This is a genomic window from Parabacteroides johnsonii DSM 18315 (assembly GCF_025151045.1).
Classification (GTDB): Bacteria; Bacteroidota; Bacteroidia; order Bacteroidales; family Tannerellaceae; genus Parabacteroides; species Parabacteroides johnsonii.
Map to the genome: position 1 here is coordinate 4,353,874 of NZ_CP102285.1, position 16,246 is coordinate 4,370,119.

The window sequence follows — 16,246 nt, forward strand, 5'->3', positions numbered from 1 at the left end:
TCTTGTTCAAATATATTTTTTTATTCTGACTTGATCACCTCCGCCGGATTGCTCTGGGCAGCCCGTATCGTTTGATAGAGGACAGCTCCGATGATCAGGAAGATGGTGGCAAATACGATTGCAATATACATCCAGGCAGAGATATGGCTCCGGTAGGCATATTGTTGTAACCAATTTTGCATGAACAACCATGCGAGTGGCAGTGCCAGAAGATTGGCGATCAGTGCTATTGTCAGATATTCTTGGAAGAACATCTTGACAATTGTTCCAGCAGAGGCTCCCATCACTTTCCGTATGGCAATCTCTTTCCTCCGTTGTTCCATATTGCTGGACGAAATGGAATAAAGCCCGAAGATGGAGATGAGCGTACAGAACAGGGCTAGTAAAGTGAAGAGTTGCAAGCTGGCGTCCTCGGAGGTACTGAGCTGGTCGAGTATCTGGTTTATAGTTTGTGTTTTACAAGTGGTAGGGTCACCTTGTTTGGAATGTTTTTTGAATACATTCCGGATCGCTTTGATCGCGGATTTTTCTTTTCCGGGTTCGGTACGGGCATAATAAAAATAGCTATTCCATTTGCTTGGATCGGTTACGATCACTAGAGGCAGTACCGGGTTGCGTAAACTGGCTGCTTGGAAGTTTTGGATGACCCCGACGATCTCCATTTCGGCACGTCCTCTACTTCCGTCTCTATTTATTGTGTAATTCCAAATGCTGATCTTCTTTCCGATAGGATCGTTTATACCCATGATACGGGCTGCTTCTTCATTGATGACAGCTTTTGTCCAAGAGGAATGTCGGTTACCGTCGGATAGATCTCCTTCATCGACGAAACGTCCTTTCAACATTGGTATGTTGAAAACTTCCGGGAAGTTGCTACCTACTTGTAGGACTTGGAAGTTTGGATTGAAATCCAGTGGTTTCCCTTCCCATTCGACTTCGTTTTGTGTATAAGGTTCATGGGTGATAGTAAATATTCCGGCTTGTGTGAATCCTTTTAGGACTGCCAATGAAGAAATCTCTCGACTGATCCCTTCCCGGTCGTTGAATGTCATTTCCATCTGGATCAGGCCCTCTTTCTGGAATCCCAAGTCTTTATGTTTCATGAAAGATATTTGCCTGAACATAATGAATGTGCTCATCAGAAAAAATATGCAAATACATAGTTGAAGTGTCATGCTGATTTTGCGGAAGCCGCTTTTCCGAGTAGGAGAGATTCCATCGGATATTAATAGAGAAGAGGCACGGACAAAATGCAGGAATAGTGGTAGGCAGACAACCGTGAGTATCAACCAGCTAATACCTGTTATGATACAAAGATGGTTGAATAATAATTTTCGCTGTAATGTCGTTTCGAAGAGGCGTGAGAAACCGTCAGCGGTTAATTCCAACAGGCAAGAGGCCAATAGAAAGCTGATCCCGACAAGCAGCGTCAATTCCAGCAGCAACTGGATAACCAAGTTTTTTTTATCAGCGCCGATCGCATTTCTCAATTTCATTTCTTTGTTCCGTAAATAGATACGATTCAACAGTAGATTGGTGAAATTAAAGAAAACGCAGAGTAACAATAAGAGTCCGGTTACCGTGAATGTCCGGATGTAGGAAAGATTAAATGTCAATTCACTTCCAAATGTATGACGGACATCTGTCAGGGGAATCAATTTTAGTAGGATTGATTTATTATATCCATGCTCAACCATATAAGAATTGATCTTCTTCTCAAAGGCTTTTATATTAATGTTAGGTGCTAACAATAGATAAATTTTAGTGTTTAGCAAAGCCCATTGCTTTTCGTCCGTGATCCGGTTTTCCCGGTCACGGTCGAATTTATCCAGTTCATAAACATCGGCTTGCATCATGGAGTTATTGGGCGAATCTTCCAGGACGGACACGATCGTAATGTGTTTACGATATCCGTTTTCAAGGGTTTTGCCTAATGCTTTTTCTGGTGTTTTGAAATATTTCATGGCAAAAGAGCGGGTGACGGCTATCTCATCCAGTGTTTTCAGGATATCATCCTTTTTACCGCAAATTACGGGACGTGGAAAGAATTTGAAATACTGTTCGTCAATGAATTCCTCGTCCGGATCCTCTAACCTTGTTTCTCCATATTTAAAAGTCGAACCATATTTGGAATAAATCTGGGTTGTCTCTATTACTTCCGGAAAATCTTTTTTCAGTTTGCGTGCCAGAATAAGTGGTAATTCCTCCGATTTCTTTCCCGTTTGTTTATCGATTCCGTATATCCGGTAAATTTGCTCGGATTGTGGATAGAACCCGTCGTAGTTCGTTTCATACCTGTACCAGTTCCATCCGTATGTGAAACAGATCAGCCCGATTGCCAGGCCGACAATACTGATGGTAGATTGCACTTTATATTTTGTCAGGTTACGGAGTGCAACTTTGATGTAGTGTTGTAGTATCATGGTTGTTTGTTTTTATTCTGATTTGATCACTTCTGCCGGATTGGTCCGGGCAGCCTTGCGTATTTGCCAAATTAAAGTCAGCAAAGAGATTGCTCCCGTAAGTAACAAAGCGATAGCAAATAACCACCAGGAGATGTCGGCTTTGTGGACGAAACTTTCCAGATATTTGTGGATGGTAAGCCAGGTGACAGGAGCCGCCACAATAAATGCGATTGCGAGAAGCTTATAATATTTTCGTAATAATATTTGCATGATGATGGAAGTGGTTGCTCCGTTGACTTTGCGGATGGCTATTTCGCGGTAACGTTGCTGTACGTCAAACAAGGATAACCCGAAAAGACCTAATGAGGAAATCAGGATTGCTATCAGTGCAAAAACACTATAGATAATGGCTACTTGTTTATCTTTATTGTATAGTTCCTCGATTTCATCAGAAACAAAAGTATATTCAAAATCACCTTGTCCTATTTCATTATGTAACTTTTCCAAAAACAGAATGGCTTCCTGACGATACCCTGGAGAGATTGCTGCCATCAGTTTATTGTGAGAAAGCATAGACTCATTGTGTATGGATAGGATGATCGGTTTGTTATGCTGTGCAAGATGAACTGTCTGAAAGTCATTGGTAAAACCTTTGACAAGCAGATATGTCCCTTTTGCATTCCAGTCGCTTTCCAATAATTCCGGAAGTTTTTCGTTTTGAGAGAAAAGTCTTTTGGCTGTTTCATTTAACAATACTTCATTTTGAGCAATAGGAAGGCCCTTCCCGAAAACCGGAATGTTATATAGTGTGAGAAAGTCGGGGCTGATGGTTATATGGATGACTTCTTCCCATTCACCTCCTGGAATTCTTACCGCCTTTTTATGAAGAGGATTCAATGGAAATTCATAAGGGCTTATACCGAAACAGAAAGTTTCAAAAATCGGGGAAGATTGTAACGTCTCTAAAATATATTTGTTGACTTCCTCTTGATGTTTTATTTCATCAGCAGTGTATGACATCGAAGAGGTAGGCCGTTGGAACCATACTTTTATGATGTCTTTAGTTCGATATCCAGGATCTGTAGCCAGCATATAGTTCAATTGTTTGATAAAAAATAGAGAGCAAACGATCAAAGAGAGTGTTATGCCATATTGTAAAGTGAGAAATATGGTTTTTATCTCCGGCTTATCTTTACTTCGGTCAATATTTTGTAGGGAACTTATGACTGGTTTCCGGCTGAAACGTACGAATGTATGCAAAGCTGTGATTGCAGGTAAGAGTAACAATAGTAGAATTGATATCCATATATTATAGTGTTTTTGAACTATAGCTTTGATTTCCAGTATATGAACTTGTATGTCATAAGTCATTTCGATAATGACCCAAGCTAGAAACAGGGCAAATGCGGTTAAGAAGAGATTTTCTATATATAGTTGAATAAAAAGTTGAGCAGGCCGGGCTCCGAACACTTTTTTCATACTGAATTCTTTTCTCCTTTTAAGGATGACGACAGAGTTGAGGTGGACAAAATTGAATACTCCGACAAGCAAAAGCAGTAAGGCTGTGACGGACAGGATATGAACGCTACTTGCATTCCCTTGTAAAAATGTCTTTTCTCCTTTTTGGATATAAGTCTCCATATACAGTTTATCCAGAGGAAAAAGCTGGAATAGGAAACTGCGTGCGTTCTGTTGATCGTACGTGGATTTAAGTTTCTTATTTATAACGTCTATATCGGTATGTGGAACAGCTAAAGCTATGCTGTAATAATTCACTGGAGGCCATCTCCATTGTAATGCACGTGAAATCAGAAGGTCGAAAGAAAGAGAACTTTTAGTCTCGACATTTCCTGTAATTCCCTGTATGGTTAACAGTTGTCCGTTGTAATTTATGATTTTCCCGATAGGGTCTTGGTTCTTAAATAGTTTTTTCGCAAAAGATTCACTGAGGACTGCTCCTTTAGGGTCCTTTAATAGCTTTGTCTGGTCACCTTTTAAAACAGGGAAGTCTAATATTTGCAAGAAAACCGAATCAGTTGCTAGAACATGCGCACTGAATCCTTTGTTTTCAACTTCGATTGTTACGTCTTTAAGAGAAACAAATGAAGTGTGTTTTTCTATTTCCGGTATATCCAAAGGATTTTTGTAATCCTTTCTCATCATGATATTTTGTGTAGTAAGAAGAGTGGGCACTTTTTCGTTATTATTCCAATGCCTGACGCTTAGGAACAACCGTTCATGGTTGGACGCAAAATGATCTGTTGTCAATTCACTGTAGACATACCTGCTGATGATTATGACACACGCCAGACTCAGTGCCAACCCCATGATGTTGATGGCACTGTAGAGCCTGAAACGTATCAGCGATCGTAAAGCTAATAGTATTATTTTCATATTGATGTTGTCGTATCGGGATTATTCTTCTTTTATTTTAAAATCAACTCTTCCGCATCCCCAAAGGTACTATATCCTGTGACAATCACCTTGTCGCCTGATTGGAGACCACCGGTTATTTCGTATTGTTGCGGGTTTTGACGGCCGATACTGATCGGGGTTTTCCGGGCTTTCGTGCCGGATTCGTTCAATTTGTATATCCATTGGCCACCGGTAGTTTGGAAAAAGTCGCCACGTGGGATAACGAGAGCCTCTTCCGGCTGCCCAAGTTCGATCTGGACACGGAAACTTTTGCCGATGCGTACGTTTTCCGGACTTGTCTCCGTAAAGACTAGGTCGACATCGAAGTTACGGTCTTTGACTTCCGGGACGACTTTGGTAATCCGGAGTGGGAATTTCTTATTTTGCCAGGTGATGGTGGCGGGCAGACCGGTCGTGATCCGGTCGATGTAGTATTCGCTGAGGGATGTATGGATTTTGAACTGATCGAGGACTTTGATCTCAGCGATTGCTTCGGTGCTCTGTATCTGTTGTCCGGGAGTTACTTTGACAAAACTGAGTTGTCCGGAGAGAGGTGCACGAACAATCAGATCCTCCATGCGCTCCCGAGCACGTTCGAACTTTTTACGTTCTCGTTCAAGATCATTTTTCATTAACTCACGGCGCAAGATCGTGGCCGCACTATCATGGCGCAAACCTTCCAACTGCAAAGCAGTGCTTCGGGTCTTATAGTCGAATTCGTCCCGAGCCACTTCCAGCTGTGCTTTGCTTTTGACTCCCATATTGAATTCCTCTTCGTCGAGTGCATAGCTTTTTTTGAGCCGGTTCAGTTCGTAAGTCGTCTGCAAGGTTTCTTGTTGCAAGTCGATGCTTTTCTGTTCCATCTCGATCTCTTTCTCTTGATAAGAGATCAGTTGCTTTTCCCATTCATCCTGCTGATCCTCGATGGTGCGGATAAGGTCGGGATTGTTGAGTGTCAGGATTGTATCTCCCTTATTCATCATAGTCCCTTCCTCTGCTATGATCTGATCTACGCTGCCTGCTTCGCGGGCGTTGATCTGGATGGTGAGAATAGGCTGTACGACCCCTTCGACATCTACATATTCCAGGAACTTGTCGCTTGTCGCTTCACCGATGATCAGGTTTTCCGCTTCGGTACGGAGTTTCCTGCCACCGGAGGCGGCGATCCCGACATAGACGAGAAGAGCTATGAATGCGGTTCCTCCGGCGATATGCCAGCGGTAGCGGTAATAAACGGGTTTCTTTGCAATAGGTTTATCCATTATGATTTATGAATTATGATTTATCAATTGTCAATTCTCAATTGTCAATTACCTCAATAGGAGTTCGTAATCTTCCGTGATCGGGATCATCTTCTCGAAATCGTAGCCGGTCAGGCTGCGGAGACCGTAATAGAGATTCCAATAATTATATAAAGCCGTGATGTAAGCACGGCGGGAGTTGTCTTTTTCGGCTATGGCGGCATTGAGGTCGAGAATTGTCGATTTTCCCAACAGGTAAAGCCTGCGTGCCACATCGTTACGGCGCTGGGCCGTTTGGTCTGTTTTATAGGCTATGGCAACTTTCCCGGCCTGTATGTTGAATTGTTTGACGATCTTGGCGACGTTCAGTTCGAAATCCATCCGCTCTTGTTCCAGTTCGGTGTAAACCTTGTCCCGATTGCTTTTGGCCACTTTCACCCGGCCTTTTCCTACTCCCCAGTCCAGTATCGGTATGCGTATACCCAATGTCACCAATTGTTGGTCCATCGGATCTCGGTAGGATTCTTTCAGCTTTTCGTTGCTCTGCGTCAGACCGAACTGTGCATATAAGGCAGCTTTAAAACCCCGGTTGGCTTTCGCCTCGGCGACGTTACTTTCACTTTGCAGCCGACGGCGTTCGAAGGCGCTGATATCCGGATTGTTTTGGAAAGCAAGTTGCATAGCTTCGTTTACATCGACTGTGAAGTGAGGAATGCTGTCGTCGGGAATCACTACCAGGGTAATATTTTCGGAAATACCCAGATAACTGCGGAGCGACTGGATATAATCATCGACTTCGATTTGTGCATTGAGACGGTTTGTCTGTTCGGTCAGTTTGTTGAGTTCCAGTTGGAGCATTTCGTTTTCGGTAATCGTTCCGATATTGTAACGTCCTTGCGCATATCGGTAAAGTGTGTCGGCGTATGCGAAATTATAGTTTGCGATTTCCAGTGAGGTTTGTGCCGTTGCCAGATTAAAAAAGCGATTGGTCGTATAGGCTGCAACCAGTTCGAGTGTTTCGATATAGGTCTTTTTTGCTTCTTCATATTTAATCGGTTCGATGCGGCGTTCCCACTTTAGGTCGTTGAAGCCGAATAAGTCTTGTTCATATCCTACGACTACCGGAGTACTCTTGTAAGACGAGATATTGTCGGTAAACATATCCAGTCTTTCAAGTCCGGTTTTCAATAAAACCCTACCTCCCGTGAGTGCTATATTTTGTTGGATTTCGAGACCGGCATCGACTGAGAGTTGGTTCCGATGTACAAATTTGTCGCTGCCATCTTCCAATGTAACCGATTGAATGGAACGATTCAAGCTCGGATCGGATGTGAGCGTCAAGCTCGGTAGCTGTTTGGCTCGGAACGAACGCCAGTTCCAGTAAGAAGCTCTGAAAGCATGACGGGCGGCAATTGCTTCAGGAGAATTCCGGCGCGCCATTTCGATTGCTTCGCTCAATGTCAGTGTAAGTGTTTTCTGCGCCTTGAGCTGGAAGGGGAGCAGAAGGAGTATTGTTATGTATATCGTGTGTTTCATGACAAGAAGGACGCAAATAATGTGCCATTCTTGTAAAATATTGATATTTAAGTTGATAAAAGAGTGAAGATTGGAAGTGGAGGTGCGGATTAGCACAATTCACGTGCGGATTAGCACGGGGAGTTTTCTAAAACCTTATCTATAGTTGGCGATTTGCTCTATTATTTTGTAATCGCTGCCACTGATTATATAGTTACTGCCTGTGATTATATAATTGCTGCCTGTGATTTTATAATCAGTGGCAGCGATTACAGAATAATAGCTTGTCCGGTTCGATTTTTGTGTTTGAATACTGTTTTATTTTCAGGTGTTATTCTGTCCAATGGTATAGATCCGTTTTTTTATGTCGGCTGACCTGTTCCTTTATCTCCGGAAAGTATCGGGCAAGAATGGTATAGAGTCCCGGATCATATGCTTTCAGTTCTTCACGGGTGTTAATTTTATTATGTTTGCCGTCGCCATCATCCGTATTGACCTCGGCGTTCACGTTAAACCAGTTCTGGACTCCTTCCGCCCAATATTCCCAGACGTTTGTGGCGGCATAGACATTTTTCCAGCGACCTTTAGCTACGGCTGCATCCAAAGACGCCTGCAATTCGTCGTTGAACTCAGGATGGATCGGGAGAATGCCGGCTCCATGTATGGTGTGGGCGAACTCGTGGATCAGGATATCTTCCGCATGGTATTTGTCGATCTGATAGGCAAGGATGTTCTCCTCGGCACAGGTTGAGAAAGGATGTTCGGCATCGCCGCCTAAACCACGGGCACGGACGTCCCAGTTAAGCGTTGTGTCTTTTGCCAAGAAAGCATGTTCGGGAATATCCGTCGTCCCTTCGTAGCGTGCCATGATGCCGATACGTGTATGTCGGTCGGTCAATGATTTCATGACCTCGCGTGGAAGTATGTCGGTCAAAGCCTTAATACTGATATAAGCGGCGTAGAAACAGGAGTCGGGTACGCGCCAGGAACTGACGACATGAATGCCGTTCACATTCATATATTTCTTATAGAAGGGGTCGAGTTTGAGTTCGGCAGGGGGAGCGGTGATTACAGGAGTGTCTGTCAATAAGGCAACCGGAACCTCTTCTGTTGTCGCCGGGCAGGTACATGTGTCGTTGCAAACATTGTTTGTCTTAACCGCAGGTTGGCAACCTGTAAGGGCTGCCATACCGATAAGGGCGGAAATGAATAGCCGGGATGTTTTCATCGTAGTAATATTTTTTAATGGTTTATGTCGTATTTGCCTGTAAATGTATGAAAAAAACGTGTTATTCCGCACAAATTATGTGCAGTATCGCACATACATTCCATATATATAATACATATCTTTGCCACGTTAAGGATGATTTCTTACAGGAGACAGAATAATATCAGGAATATGAAGAACGGGAAAATATTGATTATAGATGATAACGAAGATGTCCTCTTCGCATTGAATCTGTTGCTTGAACCCTATGTGGAACAGATAAAAGTGACAACACAGCCGGAACGGATCGAACATTTTATGTCGACATTCGTGCCGGATGTGATTTTGTTGGATATGAATTTCCGGCGGGATGCTATCAGCGGACAGGAAGGGTTCTTTTGGCTCGAAAAGATAAAAGCCGCCGATCCCGATGCAGTGGTTCTTTTTATTACGGCGTATGCAGATACGGAAAAGGCTGTGCGTGCTATTAAAGCGGGAGCTACCGATTTTATTCCGAAACCCTGGGAAAAAGAAAAACTGCTCGCTACTATCTCGGCTGCTTTGAGACTGCGTGAAAGCCGTACGGAAGTCAATACGTTGAAACAACGGGTAGAGGCATTGGGAAATCCAGAAGATACCGGTTTTGAGATTATAGGAGAGAGTGATGCCATGCAGGAATTGTTTGCCACGATCTCCAAGCTGAAGGATACGGATGCCAATATTCTGATTTTAGGCGAAAACGGGACCGGAAAGGATCTGATTGCACGTGCCCTTTATCATCATTCGCCCCGTTGCAACCAGGTTTTTGTCAGTATCGATTTGGGGAGTATTCCGGAACAATTATTTGAAAGCGAACTGTTCGGATATGAAAAAGGAGCTTTTACGGATGCCCGACGCGATAAACCCGGACGTATGGAAGTAGCTTCCGGAGGAACCCTGTTCTTGGATGAGATCGGCAATTTGAGTTTGCCGATGCAGGCGAAATTATTGACCGCTATCGAGAAAAGACAGATTCTCCGTTTGGGGGCTACCCGCTCCGTACCGATCGATGTCCGGCTGATCTCTGCCACGAATATGAATATCCATGCGATGGTCCAGGAAGGTACTTTCCGGCAAGATTTGTTGTACCGGATCAATACGATCGAGTTGCATATTCCTCCGCTCCGCGAGCGGGGAAATGACATTTTGCTACTGGCCGATTATTTTCTGAACCGTTATGTCCGCAAGTATAAGAAGAAGATAGGGGGACTTACCAGGGATGCGAAAACGAAGTTACAAAGCTATGCATGGCCGGGCAATGTCCGCGAATTGCAGCATGCGATCGAGCGTGCCGTGATTCTTTCGGATGGTTCCATGCTGAAACCTGAAAATTTTATGCTACATCCTGCACCTGCCCAACAGAAAGGAGAGCCGGAAGAGTTGAATCTGAGCGTTCTCGAAAAGGAAGCGATCGAACGTGCCCTCCGCCGGGCGGACGGGAATATCACCCGGGCCGCCGAACTGCTGGGAATCACCCGTTTTGCTTTGTATCGGAAACTGGATAAGTTGGGCCTATGAAACGATATGTCCTTTTCCTGAAGATCGGGTTACTGGTCGGGCTATCTCTTTCAATTGCTTTTTTACTTTTGAAAGGGTTGTATTTTACGGCTGTCATGTGTTTTATAATCTTGCTGGGAACTGCTTTTTCTCTTTATCAGGATCAGCGGAAAATGCTTCAGAGGATGGAGCATCTGATTGCTAACATCCACTATGGAGATATGAATCTGTCTTTCCCTGTTCCTTCGACTGACGGACCGGAAGCCAACCTGACACGTGCCATGAATGAGGCACTTTCTGCTTTTCGGACTCGTCTGTACAATATGGTAGTGGCGGAGGCAGAGACAGATGCCTGGCAAAAGCTGATCCGTGTCCTGACGCATGAGATCATGAATTCTATCGCCCCTATCATTTCTCTGTCGGAGACGGTGACGGAGCGTGCGACCTCCAATGGCTTGAACGAACGGGATTACGGCATTATGTTGCAAGCTATGCAAACGATACACCGCCGGAGTAAAGGGTTATTGGACTTTGTCGAGAATTACCGGAAGCTGACCCGTATTCCGGCTCCGACACAGCAGTTGTTTCCGGTCTCCTCCCTTTTTGACGATTTAAGGGGGTTGTATCCTGCCGGCGCTGTTTCATTCTCTTTCTCTGTCCGCCCGGTGGACTTGCGCATTTATGCTGATCGTGCCATGATTGAACAAGTGTTGATAAACCTGTTGAAAAATGCAGCCGAGGCATGTCAGGAACGTCTTTATCCTGAAGTCCGGGTGAATGCGTTCAGGCGTGAAGGAGTTCCGGTGATTACGGTATCTGACAACGGATACGGTATTGTGCCGGAAGCGATGGATAAAGTGTTTGTTCCATTTTTTACGACCAAACAGGGTGGTTCGGGAATCGGTTTGAGTGTTTGTCGGCAGATCATGAACCGGCATGGCGGTAGTATTTCCGTTATTTCGGAAGAAGAGAAAGGGACTACTTTCACTTTACAATTTCCCCAGACACGTGTATTGTAGAGGAAAGATACTGGACGATGATCTTTTTCAATTCCGCTGGTTTGATCGGCTTGGCCGCATATCCGTTGAAGCCGCTTTGCCTTACCCGTTGTTCATCTTCTGCAAAAGCAAAAGCGGTTACGGCGATAATAGGGATGTCGGAGTCTTCTTTTCTGATTTCGGCAGTCGCTTCATATCCGTCCATGTCTGGCATCTTGAGATCCATTAGGATAAGATCCGGATGGTGCTCGTGATAAAGCCGGACGGCCTCGTTCCCATTGCGGGCATGCAATAGGTCATACTCTTTTAGGATCGCACGGATCAGTATGTAATTGCTTTCGTTGTCTTCCGCGATCAGCAGTGTCGCTTTTTTCGGATTCGTGTTGTTGATTACGGCCTCCTCGTGTACCGTTGTTTTTATCGACTGAATATTGATGCCATGAATGACGGTATCCGGTAAAGTGAACCAGAAAGTCGAACCTGTTCCCAATTCGGATTCCACACCGATCTCGCCGCCCAGCTTCTTGATGATCATCTGACAGATGGCAAGTCCCAGGCCTGTCCCCTGTGCAAAGCTGTTCAGTTTTACGAAACGGTTGAACACAAGATCTTTCTTCTCCGGTTCTATGCCACATCCTGTATCTTTGACGTAGAATAATAGTTTGTCGTCTTTATGCTCGTAACCGAACCGGATGCTTCCCTCTTTCGTAAACTTGATTGCGTTGTTGATGAAGTTTGTCATGACTTGTGCCAACCGGTTCTTGTCCGACATGATGATGCAATAAGGCAGTTTTTCGACAAAAGAAACCTGTACCCCTTCGGGGGCTTTCAAGCGGGAAGACTGCTCGATATCGGATAATAGGGCATTGATATCTATTTCGGAGTCGATAAATTCCAATGTGCCAGCTTCGATCTTCGCAACGTCCAGAATATCGTTGATTAGTTGCAGGAGCAATTCGTTGTTACTGCTGATGATATTGATATATTCATCCCGTTCCTCTTCGTTCTCCGCTATGGTCAGCAGGTTGGAGAAACCGACAATTGCATTTAGCGGCGTGCGGATCTCGTGGCTCATATTGGCCAGGAAAGCGGATTTCAAACGGTCGGATTCTTCTGCCTTGTCTTTGGCCTTTCTTAGTTCTATTTCGTCTTCTTTCTGTTTGTCGATTAGGATCAGTAATTTATTTTTCAGTTTGCTGGTGCGTAGGTAAAAGTAAAGTACCATGATCAGGAACAGTAACAACACGATTGACACCAACAACAGGATTTCAAATTTATATTGGACGAATAATCCTACCTCGGTATTGATAAACACGGAATGAGGGGGCAGTTCTTTTGTCGAGATACTTCGTTCTTTCAGTTTCTTGGCATCGAATGTATATACGTTCGGGATTGTTTCTGTGTCAAGTTCATCAGGGTGTTCCTTCAAAAGGTGGACAGCCTGGCGGGCCAGATCTTTTCCTATGGAGCGGTATTGGGGGATACAGCCCCCGATCGCCCAGTGTCCCAGACCGATGGAAGTCAGTGAAAATGCAGGCACTTTGGGATTTGCCAGCATCATGGTGTAAGTCGCGTTGCCGACATAATATCCGTCGTTGACGTCTACACGCCAGGTTCCCAAAAGGATGATGCTTTGTGGGGGCAATTGCTTGATCTCCTCAATGATGTTATAGATATCGTTCTTACGCCCGTCCAGAGGGATGAAGTCTATCCCATCTATTTTGCCGATTTCCTTTCTTACCAGGGCTTGAAGCGAAATACCTCCATAACTGTTGTCTGTGACAAGGGCTAAATGCTTGGTGCTCGGATACAGTTTCCGGATCAGCTCTATATTGGCTTTGATATCATAGTTGTAGACAAATCCTGCCAGGTTCCTTTCCTTGTTTTTCAGGTCTTCTACGTTTACACTTTCGGGAGTCCATTCCGCTACATTTATATTACTGTCAGGCAGTAAAACGGCATTTCGGCTGACCATGCCGCAAAGTATCGGAATATTCTGGATTATGCTGTCATCTTGAGACAGATAGGAGGCCCATCCTTCCTGCCCGAGTATAACGATCAGGTTGGGGCTGCTTTCCCCCTGGTATTTGTTCAATAATTTACGCATTCTTTCCTTCCAGAGGGGAGCTTCGGGCAGGCTCTTGCAGTTCATGTTTTCGATTACGACAGGCGAGTTTCCCCCCTGTTTCTTGTACTCTTCCATGAACTCGGAGATATTTTGTGTCGTATTGCGGGTGTCGGGGTTGTAAGAACTTATGATCAGGATAGGATTATTTTCATCAGCATGAACCCGGCATGTGAAGAGCAGGCATATGACAGTGAAAAAAAATAGCCATCTGTACTTTGTTTTGTAGTCTGATGATTTGCCCATTAAATAAATATTATTCTAAGCTCCAAAATAGATCCCTTTTGAATCCCGCATGCAAAAATAGGAATTATTTGGTATAAGCTTGCATAAATCAATACTTTTCTAAAATTCGATCATAAGTCCTATACTGGGCAATAAAGTCCCGGTACGGCGTTCTACGGGTTTTAATTCATAGCGTTGTTGGTCGAGGGGTGCTTCTGGGTTTAGGACTTTACCTGTTTTGATATACACATCCTGTTCTTTATATTTGGAATTCAAGATGTTCTGTATGTCAATATAAGCACCCAACATGAACTTTTTCAGATAGAAGGTCTTGTCTATCCGGATATCCAATTGCGTGAAAGGCTTTAACCGTTCGCTGTTGAAGCGGCTGTAATCGTAATAGAGGCTACCGCTGGCGTCCCAGGCTTCGACCAGACTACTTTTTTCAACATCGTAAGGGGTATAAGGTGCACCGCCTACAACTCTTAATTTAGCTCCGATATCCCAGTTTTTTGGCAGTGCGTAGGTTCCGCTGAATGTAAAGAGGTGGCGGTTGTCCCAAGCTGACGGAATGTATTTTCCGCTTCCGCGTCCATCCTTGAATTCGCTTCGGACGTAGGTGTAGGAAGCGATAAAGGTCAGCCCTTTATAATTATACCACCGTCCGGTAAGTTCGAGGCCGTATGCTCTTCCTGTGGCGGTCGAGCTGACCGCTTCGTTTCCTAAAACCCCGTAGTCCGTACCTTTAGAGGCGAGTGGAATGCTATCGACTAATGACATCGGGTATTGGTCGTACTTCTTGTAAAAACCTTCTGCCGAGAATTTCAGATATGAGGAAGGGCGATACTCCAGTCCGAGTCCCGTCTGGTCGCTCCGGATATAAGTCAGGCGGTTGGCCTTATTCAGATAGTTGCCTTGATTGTCTTTGAATCCGAGGACTGTATAAGGAGGCAATTCGTAATATCTGCCGATGTTTCCGTTCAGATAAACCGCTCCAAACAAACGGTAGGAAAGGGAAAGGCGGGGTGAGAGCTGATCCAGGAGATTGTTCATCTCCGGCGAATAGTCGTTGGCATCTGCCCGTACTCCTAAAGATGCGGTGAAACGCTCGTTATCGCTTTCGTATATGGCTGTGGCATAAAGCCCCCATTTCAAAAGTCCGAGATCCGTGTGATAGTTGATCACTTTGGGAGTCGTGGTGAACTGTTTCTGGTATGTATGATTGGTGTAGGTCGCATATTCGAGGTTTCCGCCGACATTCAGCCGGAAGAAAGGAAAACGGAATATATTCTCACTGCGCAGTTTGTTTTCGATTTCGTCCGAACGGTAATTGAGAGTCAGGTTTTCTTCCGAACTTTCGTCATTGTCTTTGTATTTGATATTCCGGTTGTTTAGCTGGCTCCGGCTGATAATCAGTGAATAAATGTTTTTGCCGGAGTAATGTTTGTAAACTGCTCCCAAGGTGTATGTTTTTTGCTTGACTACTGGCAGGTAGGCTAAGATATATTGGTTCTTTTCACTCATATCTTCCATGCCGGTGTTGAGTTTCATGTCGTCTATGGCTCCCAGTCCCAGGATCGTCAGTTCGTTTTTCCGGTCGAATGTATGTTTCACTTTGAATTGTGCGTCAGTGAAGGTCGGCAGGAAAGGTAATCCGATCATATCGAAAAGGAACTGAAGGTATGAACGGCGAATAGACACCTGGTAAGTTGTCTTCTTGCCGGCCGGTCCGTTGACAGAGAATCCGATGTCCGAAGCTCCTATCACTCCCCGCAAGGAGAATTTTTCTTTGTTGCCGTCCTGTAGCTTGAAATCAAGAACCGAGCTAAGGGCGTTTCCACGCGCGGCAGGATAGGCGGCAGAATAGAAATTGACTTCGCGTATGAAATCCGGATTAATGATCCCGACAGGACCTCCGGAAGCTCCCTGCGTGGAAAAGTGGTTGATGTTCGGTATTTCTACGCCATCAAGAAAGAAACGGTTCTCAGACGGGCCTCCGCCTCTGACCATCAAGTCGTTTCGGAAAGCGGCCGTAGATGCTACACCAGGAAAAGATTGTACGACCCGGGATATGTCCCGGTTTCCTCCGGCACTTTTCTCGATCTCTTTGAATCCGATAACGCGCAGTCCGAGCGGACTTTCTGCCGTCTTGCGGAAAGGCGAGGCAACGATGCTTACTTCTTGCAGACTTTCACTGCTTTCTTCCAGTTCGATCGGAAAAAATAGATCCTTGTTGGAAATCCTGAATTCAGCCGTGACTGTTGGTTTATAACCAATGAAGGAGGCTTGTAGGCGATAGCTTCCGGGAGAGACTCCGGTGATCTCGAATTGGCCGATCGAATCAGTGACAGTCCCTTCTATCGTATTCCATATGACAACATTGGCGAAACTCACCGGTTCGCCGTTGGTGGCATCCTTTACGATACCTTTTATGGAATATGTTTGTTGGGCCCGTATCATTTGTAAACCCGTAAACAGCAAGAGTAAAAGAAAGATAAATTTCTTGGCCATCCTCGATTCTTGTTATGGGTACAAAGGTATATAAAAACCGGGATTAAAAACTTACCTTTGCAGGCATA

Annotated in this window: 9 protein-coding genes; 2 read left to right on the forward strand and 7 right to left on the reverse strand. The window is 44.7% G+C overall.

Annotation, left to right across the window (positions count from 1 at the left end; translation table 11 throughout):
• Positions 1 to 20: 20 nt before the first annotated feature.
• The 5 genes from NQ564_RS17730 to NQ564_RS17750 form a co-directional block, all read right to left on the reverse strand.
• Entirely contained in the window at positions 21 to 2,423 is a 2,403-nt protein-coding gene (locus NQ564_RS17730; RefSeq protein ID WP_008152955.1) for an ABC transporter permease, read from the reverse strand.
• A gap of 12 nt (positions 2,424 to 2,435) precedes the next feature.
• Positions 2,436 to 4,799 (reverse strand): ABC transporter permease, encoded by a 2,364-nt coding sequence (locus NQ564_RS17735; RefSeq protein WP_008152954.1) that lies wholly within the window; start codon positions 4,797 to 4,799, stop codon positions 2,436 to 2,438.
• 32 nt (positions 4,800 to 4,831) lie between these two features.
• Positions 4,832 to 6,082, reverse strand: a complete 1,251-nt coding sequence (locus NQ564_RS17740; RefSeq protein WP_129650320.1) for an efflux RND transporter periplasmic adaptor subunit — start codon at positions 6,080 to 6,082, stop codon at positions 4,832 to 4,834.
• A gap of 48 nt (positions 6,083 to 6,130) precedes the next feature.
• Positions 6,131 to 7,597 (reverse strand): TolC family protein, encoded by a 1,467-nt coding sequence (locus NQ564_RS17745; RefSeq protein WP_008152948.1) that lies wholly within the window; start codon positions 7,595 to 7,597, stop codon positions 6,131 to 6,133.
• Positions 7,598 to 7,907: 310 nt separating this feature from the next.
• Positions 7,908 to 8,804, reverse strand: a complete 897-nt coding sequence (locus NQ564_RS17750; RefSeq protein ID WP_008152946.1) for a hypothetical protein — start codon at positions 8,802 to 8,804, stop codon at positions 7,908 to 7,910.
• Between the two features lie 171 nt (positions 8,805 to 8,975).
• Between NQ564_RS17750 and NQ564_RS17755 the strand changes: the two genes are divergently transcribed.
• Both NQ564_RS17755 and NQ564_RS17760 read left to right on the forward strand, forming a co-directional pair.
• Positions 8,976 to 10,340, forward strand: coding sequence for a sigma-54-dependent transcriptional regulator (locus NQ564_RS17755; RefSeq protein WP_039848450.1), 1,365 nt, complete (start codon positions 8,976 to 8,978; stop codon positions 10,338 to 10,340).
• On the forward strand, positions 10,337 to 11,338 hold the full coding sequence (locus tag NQ564_RS17760; RefSeq protein ID WP_008152942.1) for a sensor histidine kinase: 1,002 nt from the start codon (positions 10,337 to 10,339) through the stop codon (positions 11,336 to 11,338). Before NQ564_RS17755 ends, NQ564_RS17760 begins: the two co-directional genes overlap by 4 nt.
• Here the strand turns inward: NQ564_RS17760 and NQ564_RS17765 are convergent.
• Positions 11,304 to 13,688 carry an ATP-binding protein gene (locus NQ564_RS17765; RefSeq protein WP_008152940.1) on the reverse strand — a complete coding sequence of 795 codons (2,385 nt, stop codon included), beginning with the start codon at positions 13,686 to 13,688 and terminating at the stop codon, positions 11,304 to 11,306. The genes NQ564_RS17760 and NQ564_RS17765 overlap by 35 nt on opposite strands.
• Positions 13,689 to 13,787: 99 nt before the next feature.
• Positions 13,788 to 16,178, reverse strand: coding sequence for a TonB-dependent receptor (locus NQ564_RS17770; RefSeq protein ID WP_008152938.1), 2,391 nt, complete (start codon positions 16,176 to 16,178; stop codon positions 13,788 to 13,790).
• Positions 16,179 to 16,246 lie beyond the last annotated feature (68 nt).